Below are 23,050 nucleotides of genomic sequence, written 5' to 3'. Positions count from 1 at the left end.
ATGAGCGACTGGAAACCGAAACGGTTCTGGACCGAAAGCGCGGTGGCTGAAACCGAAGAAGGCTTCACCGTCGAACTGGACGGGCGTCAGGTCAGAACCCCGGCCAAGGCGGCGCTGGTTCTGCCGACGCACGCAATGGCAACCGCTGTGGCTACGGAATGGGACGCGCAGGAAAAAGAGGTTGATCCGACCTCAATGCCATTTACCCGATCGGCAAATGCGGCAATCGACAAGGTGCGTCATCAGCATGCCGAAGTGGCCGATATGCTGGCCGACTACGGCGATTCGGACTTGTTGTGTTACCGCGCCACGCACCCGCTGGAGTTGCAGCAGCGGCAGGCGGGGCAATGGGATCCAGCGCTGGACTGGGCGGAAAAGACCTTATCCGCGCGGCTTGTATCCTTCGAGGGAGTTCTGCATCAACCGCAATCCGACGATGCGCTGGCGACTCTGCGGCGGCAGGTTCATGAGCTTGGTGAGTTTCAACTTGCCGCGTTTCACGACCTTGTGAGCCTGTCCGGATCCTTGATTCTGGGTTTTGCCGCAGCGCGGAATTGGCGCAAACCGGACGAGATATGGCGCATTTCGCGATTGGACGAAATCTGGCAGATCGAGCAATGGGGTCATGACGACGAGGCGCATGAAGCCTCGGAGGTCAAGAAATCCGCCTTTTTACACGCCAAACGCTTTTTCGATCTATCGGTTTGATCCTTCAAAGACAGTATTTTAGTGCGTCGCGCCCGGCCGCGCGGCGTCTGATATCGTTTTCGCTGATCCAACCCTTGACGTTTGTTTATGAATGCGACCAAACTCGTGGCCACTAAAGGGGAGACACCTTTGGGGTAACCTTTCCGGCAAAATGCTGCCGGACAGAACCGCCCCCGAGTGGGGCGGACAATCAGGAAGAGGTAAAAATGAAAAAATCCGTAATCTTGGGCGTGGCGACGATTGCTGGCCTGGCTGCTGGCGCCGCCGCGGCAGGAACCGCAGATGACGTCAAGGCACGCGGCAAACTGAACTGTGGCGTGGCAACCGGTGTACCCGGTTTCGCCAGCCCGGACGCCAATGGTGAGTGGCAAGGCTTTGATGTGGCCGTGTGCCGCGCCGTAGCAGCCGCCGTTCTGAACGACCCGACTGCAGTTGAGTTCATTCCGACCACCGGCAAGACACGCTTTACCGCGCTGGCTTCGGGTGAGATCGACATGCTGGCCCGGAACACCACCTGGACCTTCAGCCGCGATGTCGACCTGAAATTCGAATTCGTCGGCGTCAACTACTATGACGGTCAGGGTTTCATGGTTCCCAAGGCACTGGGCGTAAGCTCGGCCAAGGAACTGGACGGTGCGACCGTCTGCATTCAGACCGGCACCACAACCGAGCTCAACCTGGCGGATTTCTTCCGCATCAACAACATGAGCTACGAGCCGGTTCCGATCGAAACCAACGCCGAAGCGCAGCAACAGTATCTGGCTGGTGCCTGTGACGTCTACACCACCGACGCATCGGGTCTGGCTGCCACCCGCGCCACATTCGAGAATGCCGGTGATCACGTGATCCTGCCGGAAATCATCTCGAAAGAGCCGCTGGGTCCGCTGGTGCGTCACGGCGACCACGAGTGGGGCGATGTTGTCCGCTGGACTCTGAACGCGCTGATCGCAGCCGAGGAAATGGGCGTGACATCGGCCAATATCGATGAAATGTCCGCTGGAACCGACAATCCGGAAGTGAACCGTCTGCTGGGCAGCGAAGGCACTCTGGGTGAAATGCTGGGTCTGGACGCTGAATGGGCCCGTCGCGCCATCAAGGTCGGCGGCAACTACGGCGAAATCTTTGCCAAGAACATCGGTGAGGAAACCCCGATTGGCCTGGCACGCGGTCTGAACGCACAATGGATCGAAGGTGGCCTGCTGTACGCACCGCCTTTCCGCTAAAATCCACGGAAAAGGGCGCAGGGCAACCTGCGCCCTTTTTCAATCAATAAGAAACACGCCCGGAAACGTCCGAGCAGAGATCAACTCTGCCGACAAAAGACCGGGATGCACGGGGATAAACATAGGTCATGACGACTCTCACTGACCCGCCGAAGGAGCAGTTCCGGCTGTCCATGCTCCTTTACGATACGCGGTACCGATCTGCGACCATTCAGGTCATTGCTATGATCGGTTTCATGCTTCTGGCAGCCTGGATTATTAACAACACCATTCAGAACCTCGAAACGCTGGGCAGAACAGTCGGGTTCGACTTTTTCGCCGAACCAGCCAGCTATGACATCAACCAGCGCCTGCTGGAATATGACTCGCAGGATACCCATCTGCGCGCGGCCTTTATCGGGCTGCTGAACACGCTGGTTGTTGCAGTTCTGGGCTGTATCACGGCAACAATCATCGGTGTCATGGTTGGTGTTCTGCGTCTGTCGAACAACTGGCTGATCGCGCGGATTATGACGGTTTATGTCGAAATGTTCCGCAACGTTCCGGTCCTGCTTTGGATCGTATTCGCTATGGCGATCCTGATTGAAAGCCTGCCTGCGCCGCGCGCATTCCGGGGTGAAAATCCAGAAGCCACGATGGATCTATTCGGCACTGTTGCTGTGACCAACCGCGGGGTCTACATCCCCGAGTTTCTGTTCTCGCGCAGCCTGGGCGACATCCACCTGTTCGGGACATCAAGTCTGCGTTTTGACGTCTCGCTGGACCTGATCGCTTTCCTGATCGTGCTTGGCGGCAGCATCTTTGCCATGCGCAAAGTGTCGGCCTGGGCCAATGCCACGCAGGAAAAGACCGGTGACCGTCCGACCATCTGGTACATCCAATTGGGCCTGCTGTTCGTGCCATCGGCCATCCTGCTGGGCGCGCTGGGCTTCCATCTGGGCTATCCCGAGCTGAAGGGCTTTAACTTCACCGGCGGCACCCACCTACGGAACTCGCTGATCGCCCTGTGGCTGGCCCTGTCGCTGTACACTGCGGCTTTCATCGCCGAGATCGTTCGCGCAGGTATTCTGGCCATCTCGAAGGGTCAGACCGAGGCCGCATCCGCACTGGGTCTGCGCCCGGGCCGGACCATGCGTCTGGTGATTCTGCCGCAGGCGTTGCGAGTGATCATCCCGCCGATGATCTCGAACTATCTGAACTTGACCAAGAACTCGTCGCTGGCGATCGCGGTCGGATATATGGACATCACGGGGACGCTTGGCGGTATCACCATGAACCAGACCGGCCGCGAGCTGGAATGCGTTCTGCTGCTGATGCTGGTCTACCTGACCATCTCGCTGAGCATTTCGGCGGTGATGAACTGGTACAACAACCGTGTCAAACTGGTGGAGCGGTAATATGAGTGATGTTTCATTTGTCCGCACGGAAATGTTGCCGGAACAGGCACCACCTGCATCCGAGGTCGGTGTGCTGGGATGGATCAGGCATAACCTGTTCTCAAGCTGGCTGAACTCAATCCTGACGCTCATCTCGCTGTATTTCATCTACTATGTGCTCTCCAACATTCTGTCCTGGACGTTCGAATCCGTTTGGAACGCCAATTCCCTGTCGGAGTGTCGTGAGATCATGATGGCGACCTGGGGCGATACTCATGGCCATGCCTGCTGGGGCGTGATCAAGGACCGGTGGCTGCAGTTGCTGTACGGGTTTTATCCACCGTATCCGGCGCATCCGGACGCAACGTGGTCTAATCCGCCTGAATCGGGCGGCTGGCCGGCCTATTTTCGGCCGAACCTGACCTTCATCCTGTTGTTGGTTGCGATTGCGCCGGTGTTGTTCACCAAAGTGCCGCGCAAGTTGTTGATCGTGACGGCGGCTTATCCGTTCCTGCTGCCTTGGCTGATGTGGGGCGGGTCGATCTGGGGACCGCTGATGGTCGCCGCCGGGTTCGCAATCGGTTACTTCGCCTACAAGGTTGTGCTTCCAATGGCGGGGTCCCTGACGGCGTTAATCCTTGCAGTCGCGCTGCCCATTCTGTGGTGGTTGTTTGCTGCTGGCGCAGTTGCTGACGCGGTCGACTCTGTCATTCCAATTGGTATAGCAACTGTCGAAAGCCGCGACTTTGGCGGTTTCATGCTGGCGATCCTGCTGGGTGTTGTGGCCATTGGCGTCTCGCTTCCCATCGGCATCGTGCTGGCGCTCGGTCGTCAGTCTGATCTGATGATCGTCAAATACCTCTGCGTGGGCTTTATCGAGTTCATTCGGGGCGTGCCGCTGATCACCCTGCTGTTCGTGGCCTCGCTGCTGCTGAACCTGTTCCTGCCGCCGGGGACCAACTTTGACATCATCCTGAGGGTGATGATCATGATGACCCTGTTCTCGGCCGCTTATATGGCCGAGGTGATCCGGGGTGGTCTGGCGGCGCTGCCGCGGGGTCAGTACGAAGGGGCTGACAGTCTTGGACTGAACTACTGGCAGGCGCAGCGGCTGATCATCATGCCGCAGGCGCTGAAAATCTCGATCCCGGGCATCGTGAGCACGTTCATCGGTATCTTCAAGGATACGACACTGGTTTCGATCATCGGTTTGTTCGACGTGATCGGTCTGACCAACGGCATCCGCGCCGATACCGCCTGGAACGGCGTCTACTGGGAACTGTTTGCCTTTATCGGCGTTCTGTTCTTCGTCGTCTGCTTCTCCATGTCCCGTTATTCCATGTATCTGGAGCGCAAGCTTCAGACTGGCCATCGTTAAGGAGTTCAACACATGTCTGAACTTGCAATTGACCGTGAAATCGATCGCTCGAAAATGCAGGTGAGCGACGAGGTCGCCATCGAAATCACCAACATGAACAAATGGTACGGGGCCTTCCACGTGCTGCGCGACATCAATCTGACCGTCAATCAGGGCGAGCGGATCGTGATCGCGGGGCCTTCGGGGTCGGGCAAATCCACCCTGATCCGCTGCCTGAACGCGCTGGAGGAACACCAGCAGGGCAAGATCGTTGTGGATGGAACCGTTCTGTCGAATGACCTCAAGAACATCGACAAGATCCGGTCCGAGGTTGGCATGGTGTTCCAGCACTTCAACCTGTTCCCGCACCTGACCATTCTGGAAAACTGCACGCTGGCCCCGATCTGGGTGCGCAAGACGCCCAAGAAAGAGGCTGAAGAGCGCGCGATGCATTTCCTGGAAAAGGTCAAGATTCCGGAACAGGCCGACAAGTATCCCGGCCAGCTGTCCGGTGGACAGCAGCAGCGTGTGGCGATTGCCCGCTCGCTGTGCATGATGCCTCGGATCATGTTGTTCGATGAACCGACATCGGCGTTGGACCCCGAGATGATCAAAGAGGTGCTCGACACCATGATCGAGCTGGCCGAAGAAGGCATGACCATGCTGTGTGTGACCCACGAGATGGGCTTTGCCCGTCAGGTCGCCAACCGCGTGATCTTTATGGATGCCGGCCAGATCGTGGAACAGAACGAACCGGAAGAGTTCTTCAACAACCCCAAAAGCGAGCGGACCAAGCTGTTCCTCAGCCAAATTCTGGGGCACTGAACCTGCAATTAAATCCGGAAAAAGGCGGGGTCTGGCCCCGCCTTTTTCAGTTCAACAGTTCGCGCGGGATTGCGAAGCCCAGGACCTTGCCGCTGTGCCGCTGCAAGCCTCTCCAGGTGTTGATGTCAAATCGAATAACCGTCGTCGCGCAGGTGGGATAATCGTAGAACCGTACGTGGTCCGGTGGGTATTTCACAATCTGATCCGCAAAGGCGGCAATACCGGGATTATGACACAGCAACAGTACGGTGCGTCCGGTCGCCTGTTGCAATACCTTCATCATTTCAGCGGGATCGGCCAGATACAGGTCGCGGGTGAAGGTGGTCCTGGCAGCAGTCAGCTCCATCCTGTCCCAGGTTTCGCGGGTCCGGGTGGCCGAAGAACTCAGAACTTCATCCGGAAGCCAGGCGTTCCGTGACAGCCATTTTCCGACGGCCGGGGCTGATTTACGCCCGCGCTTGTTTAGCGGGCGATCATGGTCGTTGCTCAGCGGAATGTCCCAACTGGACTTGGCGTGACGGGTCAGGATCAGGGTGCGGGTCATGATGGGTGAAACGCCTTCATATGATGCGCAGATTGTTCTGCCAACCGCCCGGCACCCGCACTTAGCGGGCAGGCAAGTCGCGCGAGACAACCGCCAGCCATGCAGGTCTGGCCTTCCGGCGTGGTCAGATGTGCATGGCAGGTGTCGACGTCGTAAAAGCTGTGGGTCGACAAAGCGCCAACCGGGCAGGCCGAAGTGCAGGGGGCATGGCAGGTGGCGCAGGGGCTTGGTCCTTCGGCGGCAGGTATTGGGAACTCTTCGGCAAAATGCAGCGCACCGCGGAACGAGATCATCATGCCAACATTGTCATGCACCAATGCGCCAACCGGACTTTGAAACGTGCGCCCGGACTTCAGCGCCCAGTCGATGAAGGGTGTGTAGGGCGGCCCGCCGAACGGATAGTATGGCGTGGCACCCAGTGCGCCAGCCATCGCGCCGACAACCCGCAAGGACCATCTGTCGACCGGGTCCGCCAGCCCATCCGCCCATTCGGGCGACGCCTTCAAAACCGGCCAGAATGTCTGCGCTGCACCCAGCAGGATCAGGGTGCCGCCATCCAGCTGCTTGGCGCCGCTATGCCGGGGGTGCAGCGCACCCATCACGACCAAGGCCGACCGATCAGCGGCTGCTGTCACGTCAGAGTATGTCACTTGCGCCGAAACGGCAGTGTCAGGCTCCATCCCAGCCGGGTTGGTTGTTCGTCCCGCCATTGCAGTCCCACCTTCATCCTGTCATGCCCGTCACCTGGCTGCGCCACATAGGTGCCCATCAATCGATCCCAGACTGACAGCGCAAAGCCGTAATTGCTGTCATGTTCTTCCCTGTGCACCGAATGGTGAACCCGGTGCATGTCAGGCGTCACAAGAACCCTACGCAACACCGCGTCCACGGCAAGGGGGAGTTTGATGTTGGAGTGATTGAACAGCGCAGTTCCGTTCAACAGAACCTCGAACAGAACAACGGCAAGTGCACTGGGACCCAATGCATAGACCAGCGCGATTTTCAGTATCATGGACAGTGCGATTTCGATGGGATGAAATCGCACGGCGGTCGTTACATCCATGTCCCTGTCCGCGTGATGCACCCTGTGCAGCCGCCAGAGGATCGGCACCTTGTGTGTCACCAGATGCTGCAGCCAGATCGCATAGTCCAGAATCAGCACGCTCAGAAGAATTTCAAGCCATCCGGGCCAGGCGGTCCTGTTGAAAAGCCCAATCCCGTGATGACCGGCGTCCACCGCCGCCCCAACGGCCAGCAACGGGACCCAGATTGCCATAACCCTCAGCGTCAGGGTGTTGAGAAGCGTTATGGCAAGATTGGTTTGCCAGCGCCGTCGTTTCGAGCAATCTAGCGAACGTCTGGGTGCAAATGTCTCGGCTATTGCGAAAACCGCAAAAAGCCCCAGGAAAATACCCAGCCGAATAATGGATTCGTGCTCCATATATTCACATTCAGGCATATTAAAGCCCGAGACAAGACCGGGAAATTCACATAGGCGTCAGTCCGGCCGGATCAAAGAGCCCGCACCGTGTTCGGTGAACAATTCCAGCAATACGGCATTTGGGGCACGGCCATCCAGGATGACAACCGCCCGAACGCCACTGTGCAGCGCGTCCAGAGCGGTTTCCGTTTTTGGGATCATGCCGCCGGCAATCGTGCCTTCGCGGGTCATCTCGCGGATCTGTCCGGCTTTGAGCTCGGTTACCACCTCTCCGACTGCATTCTTGACGCCGGATACATCGGTCAGCAGCAACAGTCGATCCGCCTTCAGGGCCGACGCGATGGCTCCGGCAGCGGTATCGCCGTTCACGTTGAAGGTTTCACCGTCTTTGCCTGCTCCGAGCGGCGCAATCACGGGGATTACATCATGCGAGAAAAGATCATGCAGCAGTTTGGGATTCATCTCGGATGGTGTGCCGACGAAGCCCAATGAGGAATCCGTCTGCTCGCAAACCATCAGATTGGCGTCCTTGCCGGACAGCCCGACCGCCGTTCCGCCCTGACGGTTGATGGCCTGCACGATCCGTTTGTTGACAAGGCCAGACAGCACCATCTCGACGACTTCGACCGTGGCCTTATCGGTGACCCGCTTGCCATTCACGAAATCCGATTGGATGTCCAACTGATCAAGCATCGCGTTGATCATGGGTCCGCCACCATGCACGATGACCGGGTTTACCCCGACCTGCCGCATTAGCACGACATCGCGGGCAAAGCTTTCCATCGCCTCGTCGCTGCCCATGGCGTGACCGCCCAGTTTGATCACGACGATCGCGCCGTCATACCGCTGCAGGTAGGGCAGTGCGCTGTTTAGAGTGGCGGCGGTGGCAATCCAGTCCCGGTTCATGTCTCGTGTCTTCATGGCTTAGGTCCTTCTGGCGAACCGTGTTAGGGCCTTTGGACGGTGCTGCCAAGGGCGAAGCTACTCAAGATGTGCAATGATCGAGCGCAGGGTCGGTATTCCGTCCCCTTTCTCGGAGGAGGTCAGCACAATCTCGGGGTAGGCGGCAGGGTGCTTGGACAGCGCGGAGCGGACCTGATCCAGCACCTTCTCACGCTCTTTGGCCTTGACCTTGTCGGCCTTGGTCATGACGCATTGAAATGTCACGGCGCTGGTATCCAGCAGCTTCATGATCTCGTCGTCCACAGGTTTTACTCCATGGCGCGAGTCGATCAATACAAAAGCGCGGCGCAGGGTTTGACGTCCGCTGAGGTACTGTTTCAGCAGTCGCTGCCATTTCTCGACTACTTTGACCGGCGCGTTGGCATAACCGTAACCGGGCAGGTCAACCAGATAGAGGTCGGGCCCTTGCGTGAAAAAGTTGATCTCCTGCGTGCGGCCGGGCGTGTTCGATGCGCGCGCCAATCCCTTGGTCCCGGTCAGCGCGTTGATCAGGCTGGATTTCCCCACGTTCGAGCGGCCCGCAAAACACACCTCAAGCCGGTCGGGGGCGGGCAGGCCGTCCATGGCAACCACGCCTTTGACGAATTCGGACGGGCCAGCAAACAGCTTGCGCCCGGTTTCCTGCGCAATCGCATCCGGCGCGTCCGCCATTGGAAAAGGAAGCGTGCTCATACCGGTTCTACCTTGTCGCCGACACGGATATCTCCGCCCTGGATAACTTCGGCGTAGACGCCAAAATCCTGATGATCCCAAGCGTTCAGGGCGCCCAGCGTGTCTGCATCCCGCGTGCCGGTTTCCGGGTTGGCGGTCGTGGCCAGACAGCGCGTGATACGTTCCCGAACTCGCAGAACGGCCTGACCGATGCGAATGTCGCGGTTCAGCCAGTCAAATTCTTCCCACAGGGGCAGCCCGTCGAACCAGATGTTGCCGCGCCAGCGGACAAGGGACAGGTCCTGCCCCAGCTTCTGCTCGACCGCCCGGTGCGAGGCCATGTTGCACAGGCTGATCGAGGGGAAGTCACTGTCGGTCATTCCCCGTCCCGGAACCCGGATGATCCGCGCCGACGCAGCCCTGTCGACGGGCATCAGCGGTTTGACCCAGTCCAGAAAATCATCCTGCTGCGTGTCGGGATCGAAGTTGATCTCGGGGCGCCCCGGGTGGCTGAGCGTCACGGTGCCGCCGTTCATCCGGGCCGATATGGCCGCCAGTTGCGGGGCTTTGGAGCAGCGGCTGAAATTGGCACAGGGCGCCCATTCCGAACCATCGGCCTTTGACGCCTCATGCGCGACGGCCCAAACGCGATCCCCGGGCATTGTCTGCCCGGGGGTCACGGTTACATCACTCAGGCTTTCCCGCCCGTGACTTTTGATTGGATGCCGCCAGAGGCTGGTGACAGACCCGCTCATTTGTCATCCGTCTTCGGGGTCCGCTTGAACCCGGACTTGATGTTGCCGAAGACGTCCGGCGTGTAGCCCTGGCTGCGCATGATCAGGTACTGCTGCGTGAACGTGATCGTGTTGTTCGCAATCCAGTAAACCACCAGGCCGCTGGCAAACCCGCCCAGCATGAACATGAAGACCCACGGCATCCAGGCAAAGATCATCGCCTGTGTCGCATCCGTTGGTGCCGGGTTCAGTTTCTGCTGCAGCCACATCGAGATACCCAGCAGCAGTGGCAGGACACCGATGAAGATCAGCGCCATCAGCGTATCAGGCTGCGGTCCGGCCCAGGGCAGCCAGCCAAAGAAGTTGAATATAGAGGTCGGGTCCGGCGCGCTGAGGTCCTGGAACGGGCCAAACCAGGGGGCCTGACGCAGTTCAATGGTGACAAAGATCACTTTATACAGCGAGAAGAAGATCGGGATCTGCATTAGGATCGGCAAACAGCCAGCGGCCGGGTTCACCTTTTCCTTTTTGTACAGCTCCATCATGCCCTGCTGCATCTTCTGGCGGTCATCGCCGGCAGCCTCTTTCAGGGCCTCCATTTGCGGCTGAAGTTCCTTCATCTTGGCCATCGAGACGTAGGACTTGAACGCCAGCGGGAACAGGATCGCCTTGATGATCAGCGTCAGGCCGATGATGGACCACCCCATATTGCCGATCAAAACGTTGATGTTGTGCAGCAGCCAGAAAATCGGTTTGGTCAGGAAGTAAAACCAGCCCCAATCGATGCTGTCCACGAACTTCTGCACACCTTCCGCCTGATACTCGCGGATGGTTTCCCATTCCTTGGCGCCTGCAAACAGGCGGGTGGTGACTTCCTCGGTCGCGCCGGGCGCAACGGACAGGGTCGGCAGTACGGTTTCAGTTTGATAAATCTTGCGGCGCGCGTCGTATTTTGCCGCCGCCTTGAAGGCCGAACCTTCAGCCGGGATCAGGGTGGTCATCCAGTAGTGATCGGTAAAGCCGACCCAGCCACCTTCCTTGATCTGAAAGACTTCGGCTTGCGCGCGTTCATTCGGATCAATGTCGAAGTCGCGGACATCGCCATAATCGATCTCGTCCAGAACGCCGTCCGCCATGACCATGACGCCTTCGTGCAGGATAAAGAAGTTCTTCAGGCCCGGCAGGTCACCATCCTCACCCATCCCGTGGCGCGCCAAAATGCCATAGGGCGCCATGCCAACTTCGGACTGCGTGGTATTCTCGACCGATTGCGTGACCGAGAACATGTAGTCTTCATCAACCGACACGGTGCGTCGGAAGATCAGGCCCTTACCGTTGTCCCAGACCAGTGTGACCGGGCTGTCGACGGTAAGCGTGTCGCCTTGTTCAGTCGACCAGAGCGTGTTCGGCCCAGGGACATCCGCGCCGGCAACGCCCGCCCCGGGCGCCCAGCCATACAAGGCGTAATAGGCAGAATCGGACCCGACGGGCGAAAGCAGCTCGACGATCGGGGCGCCTGCTTCGATCGAGACCTTGTAGTCTTTCAGAAACAGCTCATCGATGCGCCCGCCGGCCAGGGACATGCTGCCAGACAGGCGAGGCGTGTCGATCTGAATGCGCGGGGCCTCGGCTTCGGCTTGTGCTTCTTCTGTGACAGCAGATGCATCGCCGACGGCTGTGTCACCCGCTGCGCTCGGAGTCTGAAGCTCACTGCCCTCGGAGGCGCTGACTTCCACCTGATCCGGTGTCGGTGCCTGTTCCGGGGGTGGGAAAAGGACGAACCAGACGAGGATCACCAGAAAGCTGAGCGCGGTTGCGAGGATGAGATTCTTGTTCTGATCGTCCATCTGGGACAGCCACCTTGAGCTGGGAAACACACCGGAGGTGTTCAACAGAGTGCAGCCCCAAAGGTCAAGTGGAATCGCCCGTCAATTTGCCACCGGAAGGGATTGCGCCTTGCAAAATCCCGGATTTCATCCGGTTTGCCGTCCAATCCCGGGAACCTTGTTCACTTTTGCGCGGTGCGAAGCGATCCAGTCGAGCGGCTGCTCGAGTGGCATCGGTTTGCCAATTCCGAACCCCTGCACATGATTGCAGCCAAGCTGCGCCATCAGGGCATGCTCGCCCGGGGTTTCCACCCCTTCGGCCAGTGTTTCCAGGTTAAGCCGTTCCGCCATCGTCAGGATGGCACTGGCCAATTGTTGCTGACCGGGATCCCGATCGGATTTTGTTACAAAGGACCGGTCGATCTTGATCCGCGAAACATCAAAGCGCTTAATGGACGCGATCGAGGCATGACCGGTGCCGAAATCATCCAGATCGATACAGCATCCCAGCGCGGCCATTCCGGTCACATTGCGGGTGATGACGTCATCGGGGCGTTTGGCAAATACCGTTTCGAGGATTTCGACCGCAAGTCTGTCCGGTTTCAGGTCAAACTGGTCCAGTTCCCATTTCAGGCGATCCATGAGCCCCGGGTCGCGGAGTTCATCGGACGAGAAATTGATACCGATCCGAGGAACCACAACGCCAGCCCGGTCCCAGGCCTGCATGGCAGTAAACGCATGGTGGCACATCGCATGGCCCAGCCGTTCCATCAGTTCCGCCTGCTGGGCGAAGGGTAGAAACACCTGCGGGCCCAACACACCTTTTTGCGGATGCTCCCACCGGGCCAGTGCCTCAAAACCTGTGACGCGCCCTGTGTCTGTCGAGATTTGAGGCTGAAACCAGGGGCGAATTTCACCATTGTCCAACGCTGCCTCGAAATCCTTGCGCAGGTTTGTGCGGATCCGGGACCGGCGGCGCGTTTCGACGGAATAGGCCCGAATGGTCGAAGGGCCGTTTCTTTGTGCTTCGGCAAGTGCGGCGTTCGCCGCCTCGATCCCGTCGGTTGCGTCACCGTCGAAGTCATGAGGCATCAGGCAAAACCCGATCGAGCACGAGACGCAAAGCCCGGCACCATTCAGCATGATCGGTTCTTCGATAGCAGTTTGGATGCGGCCGGACATCTGAATGCAGGATTCCAGGTCAAGATGCGGAGATGCCCCAAGACCCAAAGCGATTTTGTCTCTGCCGTCCCGGGTCACGATGTCCTGGGACCGGATCGTGGACAAGGTCCGGCTGCAGGCCAGTTCGGCGATATGGGCGGCCGCCGCCTGCCCGTGCAGGTCTAGCAGCGACCCATAGTCATCCAGTGAAATCACGAAACAGGCCGAGCTTTCCATATTTTTCCTCGCGCCATCCAGCAGGTTCCCCAACCTGGTACGAAACACCTGTTCCGGCATCATCCCGCCAGAGTTGTCGCGAAGTGAATTCCCAATCGCAGGCCAGATATTTGCAGCGCTCGCTCCGGCATGGATCAGGGGCAAGCCCAATGCGACGATCAACAGCACTTGCTCTCCGCCGATCCAGAAGGCTGCAAGGCTGAGTGCCGGTATGAAGGCCAGTGCGGAAGGGCCGTTCAGGCCCGCGACAATCGTGTTGAGGACTCGTTTAAAGATTAATCGGTTCCGCATTGGTTCTAACGGCCTTCAGCTTGGACTCAGCGCGCAAGCCCAACCGTAGGAAACCAAACTGAGTCAGTCGTTAACGCAGACGCGGAATTTTGTCCGATTTTTCGTTTTTTTGACCCGGATCAAGCGAAAGATTCGCGAAATCGAACAATTTCGGGTCCAGCAGATGCGAGGGCCGCGCGTTTGTCAGGGCCCGGAACATCACCTGACGCCGGCCGGGGCTGTTCTTTTCCCACTGATCGAGAATCTGTTTCACCTGTTGGCGCTGCAAGCCGTCCTGACTGCCGCAGAGGTCACAGGGGATGATGGGATAGTTCATGGCGGTTGCGAATTTCGCGCAATCGGCCTCGGCCACATGGGCGAGGGGGCGGAAAACGAACAGGTCGCCCTCTTCATTCACAAGTTTAGGCGGCATGGTGGCCAGACGCCCGCCGTGGAAGAGGTTCATGAAGAAGGTTTCGAGGATGTCGTCACGGTGATGACCCAGTACCACGGCAGAGCAGCCCTCTTCGCGGGCGATGCGATACAGGTTGCCGCGGCGCAGGCGTGAACACAGCGCACAATAGGTGCGGCCCTGCGGAACCTTGTCCATCACGACGGAGTAGGTGTCTTGGTATTCGATGCGGTGAGGAACTCCCATGCGTTCCAGAAACTCGGGTAGAACGGTGGCGGGAAAACCCGGCTGACCCTGATCCAGATTGCAGGCCAGAAGGTCGACCGGCAGCAGTCCGCGCCATTTCAACTCGTGGAGAACCGCAAGAAGGGTATAGCTGTCCTTGCCGCCTGACAGGCAAATCAGCCAGCGGGGCGGTTTGCCATCCTTGTCATGGGCGGACGGGTCCACCATCCTGTAATGCTCAATGGCCTCACGGGTCTGGCGCACGATGCGCTTGCGCAGCTTTTTGAACTCGGTGGTCGAGGGCGCACCAGCAAAAAGCGGGTGGATATCGTCAGCTTCGTCAAACATGGGCTGCCCCTACAGCAGTTGCGGCAACCGGGCAAGTGGGCGGGTCAGCCCAGACGCGCCAGCAGGGCGTCGGTGTCCAATCCTGTGACCGATCCCGGGATGCGACCGCTTTCACCTGACAGGCGCGTGGCAATAAACCCGTCGGCAACTGCGCCAGGGGCATGTCGTACCAACTGCGCCGCCGCCAACAACAGTGCTGTACGCTCGGCAAACCACCGTGCCTCTGCCTCGGGTGGCAGGTCGGGCCAACGGTCGCGATGCGCCTTCAACGCTGCGTCATAGCCCCGGTCTGCACCTCGTGCGGCGTCCAACTCGGCCTGCAGTACTTCGGCAGCCAGCGGTTCTCGGATTACGGTGCGCAGAATGTCGAGGCAGATCACGTTGCCTGACCCCTCCCAAATGCCGTTTAGCGGGGCTTCCCGATAGAGCAGGGGCAGAGGGGTATCCTCGACATAGCCCATGCCGCCCAGCACCTCCATCGCCTCGACCACGACAACCGGACAGCGCTTGTTGTTCAGGAATTTGGCCAGTGCGACGCTGATGCGGGCAAAGGCCCTGTCTTCGGGCGACCCGCCATCGAATGCCTTCGCGACCCGCATCGCCAACGTCAGAGCGCTCTCCCAATCCAGTGCCAGGTCGGCCAGCACGGCGCGCATCAGGGGCTGGTCGATCAGACGGCGCTGAAACGCGGTTCGGTGGCTGACCCAATGATGTGCCTCGGACAGGGCGGCACGCATCAGTCCGGCCGGAGCCATGGCAGTGCCCAGCCGGGTGTGGTGCACCATTTCGATGATGGTCTGCACGCCAGCGCCTACGTCGCCCAGCTGATAGGCCAGCGCGTCGTGGTATTCGATTTCGGCAGAGGCGTTGGATCTGTTGCCCAGCTTATCCTTCAGACGCATCAGATGGATCGCGTTGCGCTCGCCCTCCAACCAGCGGGGAACAAGGAAACAGGTCAGCCCACCCGGCGTCTGCGCCAGCGTCAGGAAGCCATCCGACATCGGGGCCGAGCAGAACCATTTGTGACCGCGCAGACGCCAGTGATGGCCATCGCGGGTGGCAATGGTGGTATTGGTGCGTACGTCCGAGCCACCCTGTTTCTCAGTCATCGCCATACCCAACGTGGCGCAGGCTTTTTGGTCGATCGGACGCGTCGACGGATCATAGCTGTGGGCCATGAGTTTTGGGCGCCAGACCGAGGCGATCTGCTGATTGACCTCAAGCGCCGGGATTGCCGCATAGGTCATGGTCATCGGGCAACAATGCCCCGGCTCGACCTGTCCCGCCAAGTAGACCATGGCTGCGTGGGTGGCGTGCCCACCCGGCTGACCGTCCCAGGCCATTGCGGCGTAACCGGCGGACTGGCTGATCTGCATCATCTGGTGGTAAGCGGGGTGAAACCGCACCTCGTCCAGACGCCGACCGCCCTGATCGAATACCCGGAGTTCGGGCGGCTGTCGGTTGGCTTCGCGCCCCAACTCTCGTGTTTCGGCACGTCCAAGTGTTTCGCCGAAAGCCGCCAAAGGCGCTGCGCGCGCGCCGGACATGTCCACCGTGTCTAGAAGCACCGGGTCGCAGGCCCACAGGTCAATGTCACCACGAATTTGCGGTTGGTTGTGGACGGTGTGCGTGGGCAGAGTGCGGCGTGCGTCTGGTGGCATCAGAACCTCGGGTTGGACTGATCCGAATGTTGAGCGCAGGTTCAACCGGGTCAAGTCTGACCGGGGGTCATTAAGTTCTGCGCTGCTCGTCAGGGCGTTCCGGCACGGGATCGTAGCCGTCACCGCCCCAAGGGTGGCATCGGCCAATCCGTCGGGCGGCCAGCCACGCGCCCTTGATCGCACCGTGTTTTTCCAATGCTTCAAGCGCATAGGCCGAACACGTGGGCTGAAAGCGGCAGTTGAACCCGACCCAGGGGCTGAAAACCAGCCGATAAGCCCTGACAGGCAGGGCAAGGATATGAGAGAACAGGGTCATTTCCGCCCGCCGTGGATTTTGCGCAGCGCATAGCGGAGGTCATCCAGAAGGGCGTCAAACGGGCGCGCGGCGGTCACTTCGGCGCGACCGACCAGTACATAGTCCCACCCATCAAGCCCACTGACGGGCAGCACAGCGCGGGCGGCCTCGCGCAAACGCCGCTTGGCGCGATTGCGGGCAACGGCATTGCCGACCTTCTTTGAACAGGTAAACCCGACGCGAATTCCGGTCGCTTCGTCAGGCGCGCGTTTGCGGCCCTGCACCATCATCGAGGATGTGCCCTGCCTGCGCGCGCGCGCGGCTTTCAGGAAATCGGATCGTTTCCTGAGAATGGTCAGAGTTTCAGGCGCGCAAACGGACGCCGCCGGGGGCGTTTCCCCGGGCTGGTCCTTACCATCCACGAGGGGCCTCCGGCGGCGTCATGTTCATAACCTGACAGGTCGAGCGGTTTACGCGCTCAGCGACTTGCGGCCACGTGCGCGGCGCGCATTCAGGATCTTGCGGCCGGCCTTTGTGGCCATGCGCGCGCGGAAACCGTGGCGGCGTTTGCGAACCAGGTTCGAAGGCTGATAGGTGCGTTTCATCGCTCCGTCTCCAATCTATGCGGTCGGGTGCGGCGCGGATTCGCCTGCCCGTGGTGTTCGAAGCCCGTCCTCTACTGGGTAGCGGGGGGTAAGTCAAACCCCAAGGTGGGGGTTTTGGCGGCTTTTGCAACAATTCTGTAACCCAGCCCGTGAAAAGGTTTCAAAAAGACAGGTCAGCGGCCCCAAACCCTCACATTCCCGGACAAAAACATCAAGGCAGCGTGAGGCCCCTGTTGCCGAGGCGCCATGCGGCGCATGTTGTTTGCAGAATGAAACACACGAAACCGGACAGCCACATGAGTGATGCAACTCAGGCCCCGCGCAGAGGGCTTGCGCGACATATTCCGTTGCTGGTGATTCTTACCGTTGCAGCGGTGGGGTTTTTCACACTGGGCGACTATCTGACGTTCGAAACTCTGCGCGACAACCGCGAGGCGCTTTTGGCGTGGCGTGACGCCAATTACTGGGCAATGGCCGGTGCTTTCGTGACGATTTACATCGTCATCGTGGCATTTTCTTTGCCGGGTGCGGCGGTGGCCTCGATGACGGGCGGGTTCCTGTTCGGACTAATCGCCGGAACCGTCTTTAACGTATTTGCGGCCACGGTCGGTGCATCGGTGATCTTTCTGGCCGCGCGCTGGGGGTTGGGCGAAGCCCTGACGGCCCGCCTCGAATCTTCGGAGGGCAGCATCAAAAAGCTCAAGGACAATTTGCGCGAGAATGAAATTCCGGTGCTTTTTCTGCTGCGCCTTGTACCCGTCGTGCCGTTTTTCGTGGCCAACCTTGTGCCCGCTCTGGTGGGCGTGAAATTCCGCAATTTTCTGATCACTACGGCGCTGGGCATTATCCCCGGAGGGATTGTGTACACCTGGATCGGCGTGGGGCTGGGCGGTGTGTTCGACCGGGGCGAGACGCCTGACGTTTCGCTGCTGTGGGAACCCTTTGTCATAGGTCCCATCATCGGCTTGTGTGTGCTGGCCGCTTTGCCGATTGTCATCAAATCCGTTCGAGGCCGAAAGGACGCCTGATTCATGCAAGATCTGAATGCCGATATCCTGGTGATCGGAGCCGGGTCAGGGGGGTTGTCCTTGGCCGCAGGGGCCAGCCAGATGGGGGCAAACGTCATCCTGCTGGAAGGCCACAAGATGGGCGGCGATTGCCTGAACTTCGGATGTGTTCCGTCCAAAGCCCTGATTGCCAGCGCCAACGCAGCCCATGCGCAGGCCCATGCCTCGGTGCTGGGCGTGGCGGATGTGGCTCCGCAGGTGGATTATGCTGCGGCCAAGGATCACGTCCGGGACGTTATCGCCCAGATCGAACCGATGGACAGCCAGGAGCGGTTCGAGGGCTTTGGCGTCAAAGTTATCCGCGAATATGGCAGTTTTGTTTCTCCGACCCATGTGCAGGCGGGTGGTCACCTGATCACTGCGCGGCGTGTGGTGATCGCAACGGGTTCTTCCCCCCTGGTGCCGCCGATCCCCGGGTTGGATCAGGTGCCGTATTTCACCAACGAGACCATCTTTGACCTGCGCGACAAGCCCGATCACCTTCTGATCATCGGCGGCGGGCCCATCGGCATGGAAATGGCGCAGGCCCATATTCGGCTGGGATGCAAAGTCACTGTGATCGAAGGGATGACAGCACTGGGCAAGGATGACCCCGAAGCGGCCGAGGTTGTTTTGGAGACTTTGCGCGCGGAAGGCGTGGTGATTCACGAAACGGCATTGGTCGCGCAGATCAGGGGCAACGCTGGCACGATTGAGGTAGTGACCGAGAATGGTGACGTCTTCTCGGGCTCGCATCTGTTGCTGGCGGCGGGGCGCAAGGCAAACACAGACCGCCTGAACCTTGAAGCCGCCGGGATCGAACTGTCCCCTACCGGGGTCAAGGTTAACGAGGCGTTGCGGACCACCAACCGCAAGGTCTATGCCATCGGTGACGTCGCCGGTGGGCTGCAATTCACCCATGTAGCCGGGTATCAGGCAGGGATTGTCATCCGCTCGGCGCTGTTCGGCCTGCCGTCCAAGGCGAAGACGGCGCATATCCCGTGGGCCACCTATACTGATCCGGAACTGGCGCAGGTTGGCCTGACCGAAGCGCAGGCGCATGCACACCATGGTGACAAGGTCGAGGTCGCCCGTTTTGACTATCATCACAATGACAGGGCGATTTCCCAGCGGAAAACGAAAGGCTTCATTAAGGTCATGGTCGTAAAAGGCCGGCCCGTGGGTGTTACAATCGTGGGTCATCAGGCGGGCGAACTGATCAACTTGTGGTCGCTGGCCCTGGCCAATAATCTGAAGATGGGTCAGGTCGCCGCGATGGTGTCCCCCTATCCGACGATCGGAGAGCTTAACAAACGCGCGGCGGGCGCTTATTTCTCGCCAAGGCTGTTTGAGAATCAGGCAGTTAAACGAGTGGTCAGGTTCGTCCAGCGCTGGATCCCCTGACCGGGAAAGGAGCGCATATTGAACTCGCTGTCGGGCCGATTTCTGATCCTGACGACGGTCTTCGTGATGTTGGCCGAGGTGCTGATCTTTGTGCCATCGATTGCGCGGTTCCGCGAAGATTTCCTGCTGAACCGGCTTGAACGGGCGCAGATCGCCTCGCTGGCGTTGCTGGCTGATGACATGCTGGCCGAAGATCTGGAGGCCGAACTTCTGGCCAATGCGGGCGTCTACAATGTGGTGTTGCGGCGTGACGAGGTGCGTCAGCTGATGCTGTCCTCACCGATCCCCGAGCCGATCACCAAGACCTACGATCTGCGCGACGCGAGCCCTTGGGTTCTGATCCGGGACGCGATGGCCCGGCTGTTCACTCCGGAAAACGAAGTCATCCGAGTGATAGGCGAGCCGGTCAAGGGTGCCGGGCTGCTGATCGAAGTGACGATCGACAGCGCGCCGCTGCGCATGGCGATGACGGACTACGGCCTGCGAATTCTGGGGCTGTCCTTCGTGATTTCCATCATCACCGCCTTTTTCCTGTTTCTTGCGGTGCGTGTCGTTCTGGTGCGTCCGATCAAAAGCGTGGTCGGATACATGCAGCGTTATGCCAGCGCACCTGAGGATGCGCGCGGCATCATCTCGCCGGATTCCCGGGTGACGGAACTCAGGGAAGCCGAGGAGGCCCTGCAAATGTTGCAGAAGGAGCTGACGCAGGCCCTGAAACAGCGTGAACGCTTGGCTCAGTTGGGTGGGGCCGTGGCCAAGGTCAGTCACGATTTGCGCAACATCCTGACCTCGGCACAATTGTTCACGGACCGCATCGAATCCAGTGACGATCCGGTGGTTCGGCGTCTGGCCCCCAAGCTGGTGAATTCGATCACCCGTGCGGTGTCCTTATGTGAAAGCACGCTGGCATTTGGCCGCGCCGAGGAACCGGCACCCACATTGACCATGGTCCGGTTGCGCGATGTCGGTGAAGATGTTGTGGCCAGTGAAAGGCTGGCGGTTGCCGATTCTTGCGTGGAAATTGTCAACAACCTGCCGCAGGACCTGATCGCCCGCGCCGACCCCGAGCAGATGTTCCGGGTCATGATGAATCTTGTCCGCAACGCCCGTCAGGCGCTTGTCGCCTCGGGCAAGCCCGGGAAGATCACGATAGAAGGCCGTGAAGACGACGATAGCTGGTGCGTTGAAGTCCGCGACAATGGTCCGGGCCTGCCCCCGAAAGCGCGGGAAAACCTGTTTACCCCGTTTCAGGGCGGCGTGCGCAAAGGAGGTTCGGGTCTGGGCCTCGCGATATCGCAGGAACTGGTGCGCGGACATGGCGGAGATCTGGTGCTGAAGCACACAGGTCCTGACGGAACCACCTTTGAAATAAGCCTGCCGCGCGGCGACCGGACTTTTTGAAAGTTTTTTTGAGAATCGACTTGCACGTCCCCGGACCTGGGTCTAAATACCGCCTCACCAACGCGGACCGATAGCTCAGCTGGATAGAGTACTTGACTACGAATCAAGGGGTCGGGGGTTCGAATCCTCCTCGGTCCGCCACTTGGTGATCTCCCTGAATTTTGTTGAACAACACTAGGTCGCTAAAACCTTTGCGTCATATGATTGTAGCCGCGCTAGCGGGTTTCATTGAATTTTCGCCAATGACACCAGTATACTTTCATTAAGTGGTATTTTTTGTTGTAGTTTCATGTCGGCGCTCAGCGGAAAGCTGGCAAAGAAGCTGGTAGAAAATCTTGGTCCGGGACGACACGGTGACGGTTCTGGCTTCTATCTTGTTGTAGATCCATTGGGCGCACGGTGTTGGATCGTACGTGTTACGGTCAAAGGGCATAGAACCGCACGGGCGCGCCGCTTCGAACGGAATTCGGTTTAGGCTGCGCGGATGTCGTCGCACTGAAACAGGCTCGAGAACGAGCCATCGAATTGCGGCGAATAGCGAAAGCGCGGTGGATCCCGCGCTTCAACGCCAAGCGCGAAATTCCAACTTTTGAAGAACTCAGCCGGCAGGTTCACATTGACCGCCTGCCAACATGGAGGAATGCCAAGCATCGCCATCAATGGCTCAACACTTTGCGTGATTATTCGTTCCCCAAGATCGGCCGTATGCCCGCAGATAGCATCGATCAGCCCGAAGTGCTGATGTGCCTGTCGCCCATCTGGACCGAGAAACACGAAACCGCAAAGCGACTGTCGTTGCGGATAAGGACGTTACTCGACGTGGCGAAGTCCAACGGCTTTCGCTCGGGCGAGAACTCGGTGACCGCAATCCGCGAAGGTAAGATGCTGCCCAACGTCAAAGCCAAGGTCCAGCACCATGACGCGATGCGTGGCGAGAGGTGCCCGCGTTCTAAACCGAGTTGCAGACCCGCTCTGCTGTGGCTGCCAAGGCGCTCATATTTGCCTTAAAACAGCGTTCGATGTGTTCTGTGTGACATACAAAAGCCGGCTTCGGGTTACTCGTAACATTACTTGCGAATCCTAAATAGTCGAAACTATTTTGCGATAATTTCTAATACAGGAACTAGAATAACGTATCTCTTGATGGGCAGCGCGCTCGCGTGCTTCACTTTTGTGGCTATGTCAGCCTCAAGTTTCGCTGGCCAAAAAGGACCGGAAGGCACGACCTTCCCGAAAAAAATTCCAAGCGCACCACCGTCCGAAACGGTGAGAAAAACAAGCGCGGAAATTTCCCAACATGGAGATACCAGATGAAAAGAATTGCAACGCTACTAGGAAGTGCTTCGGTCGCGATTGCCGGCCCGGCTATGGCCGCAGATATCGTGATCGGTGTGCCGAACTGGGCCTCGGTGAATGCCACGGCACATATTCTTGAGGTAGTGATCGAAGAAAACCTTGGTCTGGACGTGGAACTGCAAAACGGCACGAATCCGATTGTCTTCGAAGCCATGGACAGCGGCTCGATGCACGTCCACCCTGAAGTGTGGATGCCCAACCAGCAAAACCTGCACGACACCTATGTCAAAGAAAATGGCACGGTTGTCATGAACCAAAACCCGGTTCAGGCCGAGCAGGGCATGTGCGTCCCGACCTACATCGCTGAACAGCATGACATCAAGTCAATCGACGACTTGAGTGACCCGGACAAGATGGCGATCTTTGATACAGACGGGAATGGTACGCCTGAGGTCTGGATCGGTGCTCCGGGCTGGGCTTCGACCGTTGTCGAGAAGATTCGGGCCAAATCTTATGGCTATGATCAGATATTCGACCTGACGGAATACGAGGAAACCATCGCCTATGCCAACCTGGCAAACGCGACCAAGGCGGGCGATCCGTGGATCGGGTTCTGCTACAGCCCCCACTATATCTTCGTGACACAGGATCTGACCGTACTCGAAGAACCGGCACATGATCCTGCCACGTGGACAATTGTTCAGCCCACCGATGACCCGGATTGGCTGTCGAAATCCGAAGCGTCCACGGCCTGGAACGGCGCGACTCTTCACCTGCACTACGCGAAAGAGCTGGAAGAGAGTTATCCTGAAGTGGCCGCTCTGTTCAGCAACTATCAGATGTCAGGAGATGATCTGAGCGCGATGGGCAAGGCTCTGGCTGTAGACAACGTCGAAGCTGCGGATTTTGCCAAGCAGTGGGTGGCAGAGAATGAAGACACCGTGATCGGCTGGCTAACCAACTAAACCACGACCTTGCAGGCCGTCGCGGAAAATCGCGGCGGCCTTTTTTCTGTTGGGCAGGGCCATGCCCTGTGGGGGA

23 protein-coding genes, 1 tRNA gene and 1 pseudogene are annotated in these 23,050 nt (G+C 59.0%); 11 read left to right on the top strand and 14 right to left on the bottom strand.

From position 1 onward, the window contains the following. From ACR0FE_RS06310 to ACR0FE_RS06290, 5 genes are all read left to right on the top strand, one after another. The gene (locus ACR0FE_RS06310; RefSeq protein WP_170805989.1) at nt 1-708 is read left to right on the top strand and encodes an ATP12 family protein; all 708 of its coding nucleotides are present in this window, start codon (nt 1-3) and stop codon (nt 706-708) included. Nucleotides 709-914: 206 nt separating this feature from the next. Continuing rightward, on the top strand, nt 915-1,931 hold the full coding sequence (locus tag ACR0FE_RS06305) for an amino acid ABC transporter substrate-binding protein (protein ID WP_170613734.1): 1,017 nt from the start codon (nt 915-917) through the stop codon (nt 1,929-1,931). Nucleotides 1,932-2,059: 128 nt separating this feature from the next. Next, nucleotides 2,060-3,328, top strand: coding sequence for an amino acid ABC transporter permease (locus tag ACR0FE_RS06300; protein ID WP_170613732.1), 1,269 nt, complete (start codon nt 2,060-2,062; stop codon nt 3,326-3,328). Between the two features lies 1 nt (nt 3,329). Then, the gene (locus ACR0FE_RS06295; protein ID WP_480911747.1) at nt 3,330-4,685 is read left to right on the top strand and encodes an amino acid ABC transporter permease; all 1,356 of its coding nucleotides are present in this window, start codon (nt 3,330-3,332) and stop codon (nt 4,683-4,685) included. Between the two features lie 12 nt (nt 4,686-4,697). After that, the gene (locus ACR0FE_RS06290; protein WP_170613728.1) at nt 4,698-5,489 is read left to right on the top strand and encodes an amino acid ABC transporter ATP-binding protein; all 792 of its coding nucleotides are present in this window, start codon (nt 4,698-4,700) and stop codon (nt 5,487-5,489) included. 46 nt (nt 5,490-5,535) lie between these two features. On the opposite strand, the gene ACR0FE_RS06285 is transcribed toward ACR0FE_RS06290, so the two are convergent. The 13 genes and pseudogenes from ACR0FE_RS06285 to rpmH form a co-directional block, all read right to left on the bottom strand. Then, nucleotides 5,536-6,033, bottom strand: coding sequence for a SixA phosphatase family protein (locus ACR0FE_RS06285; protein ID WP_480911744.1), 498 nt, complete (start codon nt 6,031-6,033; stop codon nt 5,536-5,538). After that, the gene (locus ACR0FE_RS06280; protein WP_480911742.1) at nt 6,030-6,743 is read right to left on the bottom strand and encodes a ferredoxin; all 714 of its coding nucleotides are present in this window, start codon (nt 6,741-6,743) and stop codon (nt 6,030-6,032) included. Before ACR0FE_RS06280 ends, ACR0FE_RS06285 begins: the two co-directional genes overlap by 4 nt. Beyond that, nucleotides 6,680-7,474 (bottom strand): sterol desaturase family protein, encoded by a 795-nt coding sequence (locus ACR0FE_RS06275; protein WP_480911740.1) that lies wholly within the window; start codon nt 7,472-7,474, stop codon nt 6,680-6,682. The genes ACR0FE_RS06280 and ACR0FE_RS06275 overlap by 64 nt, the downstream gene beginning before the upstream one ends. Before the next feature lie 57 nt (nt 7,475-7,531). Then, nucleotides 7,532-8,395: an acetylglutamate kinase gene (gene argB / locus ACR0FE_RS06270; RefSeq protein WP_170805992.1), complete on the bottom strand. Its 864-nt coding sequence runs from the start codon at nt 8,393-8,395 to the stop codon at nt 7,532-7,534. 60 nt (nt 8,396-8,455) lie between these two features. Beyond that, on the bottom strand, nt 8,456-9,109 hold the full coding sequence (yihA, locus tag ACR0FE_RS06265) for a ribosome biogenesis GTP-binding protein YihA/YsxC (protein ID WP_480527218.1): 654 nt from the start codon (nt 9,107-9,109) through the stop codon (nt 8,456-8,458). Next, a complete protein-coding gene (locus ACR0FE_RS06260) occupies nt 9,106-9,843 on the bottom strand; it encodes an MOSC domain-containing protein (protein WP_480911737.1) in 738 nt (245 codons plus the stop codon). Before ACR0FE_RS06260 ends, yihA begins: the two co-directional genes overlap by 4 nt. Next, a complete protein-coding gene (gene yidC / locus ACR0FE_RS06255) occupies nt 9,840-11,669 on the bottom strand; it encodes a membrane protein insertase YidC (protein ID WP_480911735.1) in 1,830 nt (609 codons plus the stop codon). Before yidC ends, ACR0FE_RS06260 begins: the two co-directional genes overlap by 4 nt. Before the next feature lie 126 nt (nt 11,670-11,795). Continuing rightward, nucleotides 11,796-13,337 carry an EAL domain-containing protein gene (locus ACR0FE_RS06250; protein ID WP_480911734.1) on the bottom strand — a complete coding sequence of 514 codons (1,542 nt, stop codon included), beginning with the start codon at nt 13,335-13,337 and terminating at the stop codon, nt 11,796-11,798. 70 nt (nt 13,338-13,407) lie between these two features. Further along, nucleotides 13,408-14,301: a tRNA 2-thiocytidine(32) synthetase TtcA gene (gene ttcA / locus ACR0FE_RS06245; RefSeq protein WP_480911732.1), complete on the bottom strand. Its 894-nt coding sequence runs from the start codon at nt 14,299-14,301 to the stop codon at nt 13,408-13,410. Between the two features lie 44 nt (nt 14,302-14,345). Then, nucleotides 14,346-15,962, bottom strand: a complete 1,617-nt coding sequence (locus ACR0FE_RS06240; protein ID WP_480911730.1) for an acyl-CoA dehydrogenase family protein — start codon at nt 15,960-15,962, stop codon at nt 14,346-14,348. Between the two features lie 70 nt (nt 15,963-16,032). Next, nucleotides 16,033-16,278 (bottom strand): membrane protein insertion efficiency factor YidD, encoded by a 246-nt coding sequence (yidD, locus tag ACR0FE_RS06235; protein ID WP_480911728.1) that lies wholly within the window; start codon nt 16,276-16,278, stop codon nt 16,033-16,035. Further along, nucleotides 16,275-16,701: pseudogene (rnpA, locus tag ACR0FE_RS06230) on the bottom strand (ribonuclease P protein component). The gene yidD and the pseudogene rnpA overlap by 4 nt, the downstream one beginning before the upstream one ends. Before the next feature lie 26 nt (nt 16,702-16,727). Then, nucleotides 16,728-16,862 carry a 50S ribosomal protein L34 gene (rpmH, locus tag ACR0FE_RS06225; protein WP_005980833.1) on the bottom strand — a complete coding sequence of 45 codons (135 nt, stop codon included), beginning with the start codon at nt 16,860-16,862 and terminating at the stop codon, nt 16,728-16,730. A 269-nt stretch (nt 16,863-17,131) separates the two neighbouring features. Between rpmH and ACR0FE_RS06220 the strand changes: the two genes are divergently transcribed. The 4 genes from ACR0FE_RS06220 (at nt 17,132) to ACR0FE_RS06205 (ending at nt 20,854) form a co-directional block, all read left to right on the top strand. Further along, nucleotides 17,132-17,890 (top strand): TVP38/TMEM64 family protein, encoded by a 759-nt coding sequence (locus ACR0FE_RS06220; RefSeq protein ID WP_480440632.1) that lies wholly within the window; start codon nt 17,132-17,134, stop codon nt 17,888-17,890. A gap of 3 nt (nt 17,891-17,893) precedes the next feature. After that, a complete protein-coding gene (locus tag ACR0FE_RS06215) occupies nt 17,894-19,312 on the top strand; it encodes an FAD-dependent oxidoreductase (protein ID WP_170613706.1) in 1,419 nt (472 codons plus the stop codon). A gap of 15 nt (nt 19,313-19,327) precedes the next feature. Next, a complete protein-coding gene (locus ACR0FE_RS06210; protein WP_480911910.1) occupies nt 19,328-20,713 on the top strand; it encodes an ATP-binding protein in 1,386 nt (461 codons plus the stop codon). 64 nt (nt 20,714-20,777) lie between these two features. Beyond that, nucleotides 20,778-20,854, top strand: a tRNA-Arg gene (locus tag ACR0FE_RS06205). 330 nt (nt 20,855-21,184) lie between these two features. Here ACR0FE_RS06205 and ACR0FE_RS06200 read toward each other — a convergent pair. After that, on the bottom strand, nt 21,185-21,370 hold the full coding sequence (locus tag ACR0FE_RS06200; RefSeq protein WP_480911918.1) for a hypothetical protein: 186 nt from the start codon (nt 21,368-21,370) through the stop codon (nt 21,185-21,187). On the opposite strand from ACR0FE_RS06200, the gene ACR0FE_RS06195 reads away from it, so the two are divergent. Both ACR0FE_RS06195 and ACR0FE_RS06190 read left to right on the top strand, forming a co-directional pair. Further along, nucleotides 21,293-21,721, top strand: a complete 429-nt coding sequence (locus tag ACR0FE_RS06195; RefSeq protein WP_480911907.1) for a phage integrase central domain-containing protein — start codon at nt 21,293-21,295, stop codon at nt 21,719-21,721. The two genes, ACR0FE_RS06200 and ACR0FE_RS06195, sit on opposite strands and share 78 nt — an antisense overlap. A 302-nt stretch (nt 21,722-22,023) precedes the next feature. Then, nucleotides 22,024-22,974 (top strand): ABC transporter substrate-binding protein, encoded by a 951-nt coding sequence (locus ACR0FE_RS06190; RefSeq protein WP_170613702.1) that lies wholly within the window; start codon nt 22,024-22,026, stop codon nt 22,972-22,974. The last annotated feature ends 76 nt before the right edge of the window (nt 22,975-23,050 follow it).

It is taken from the genome of Ruegeria sp. K7 (genome assembly GCF_056531785.1).
Note: the sequence above shows the minus strand (reverse complement) of the source record. Positions and strands in the feature narration are given on the sequence as shown.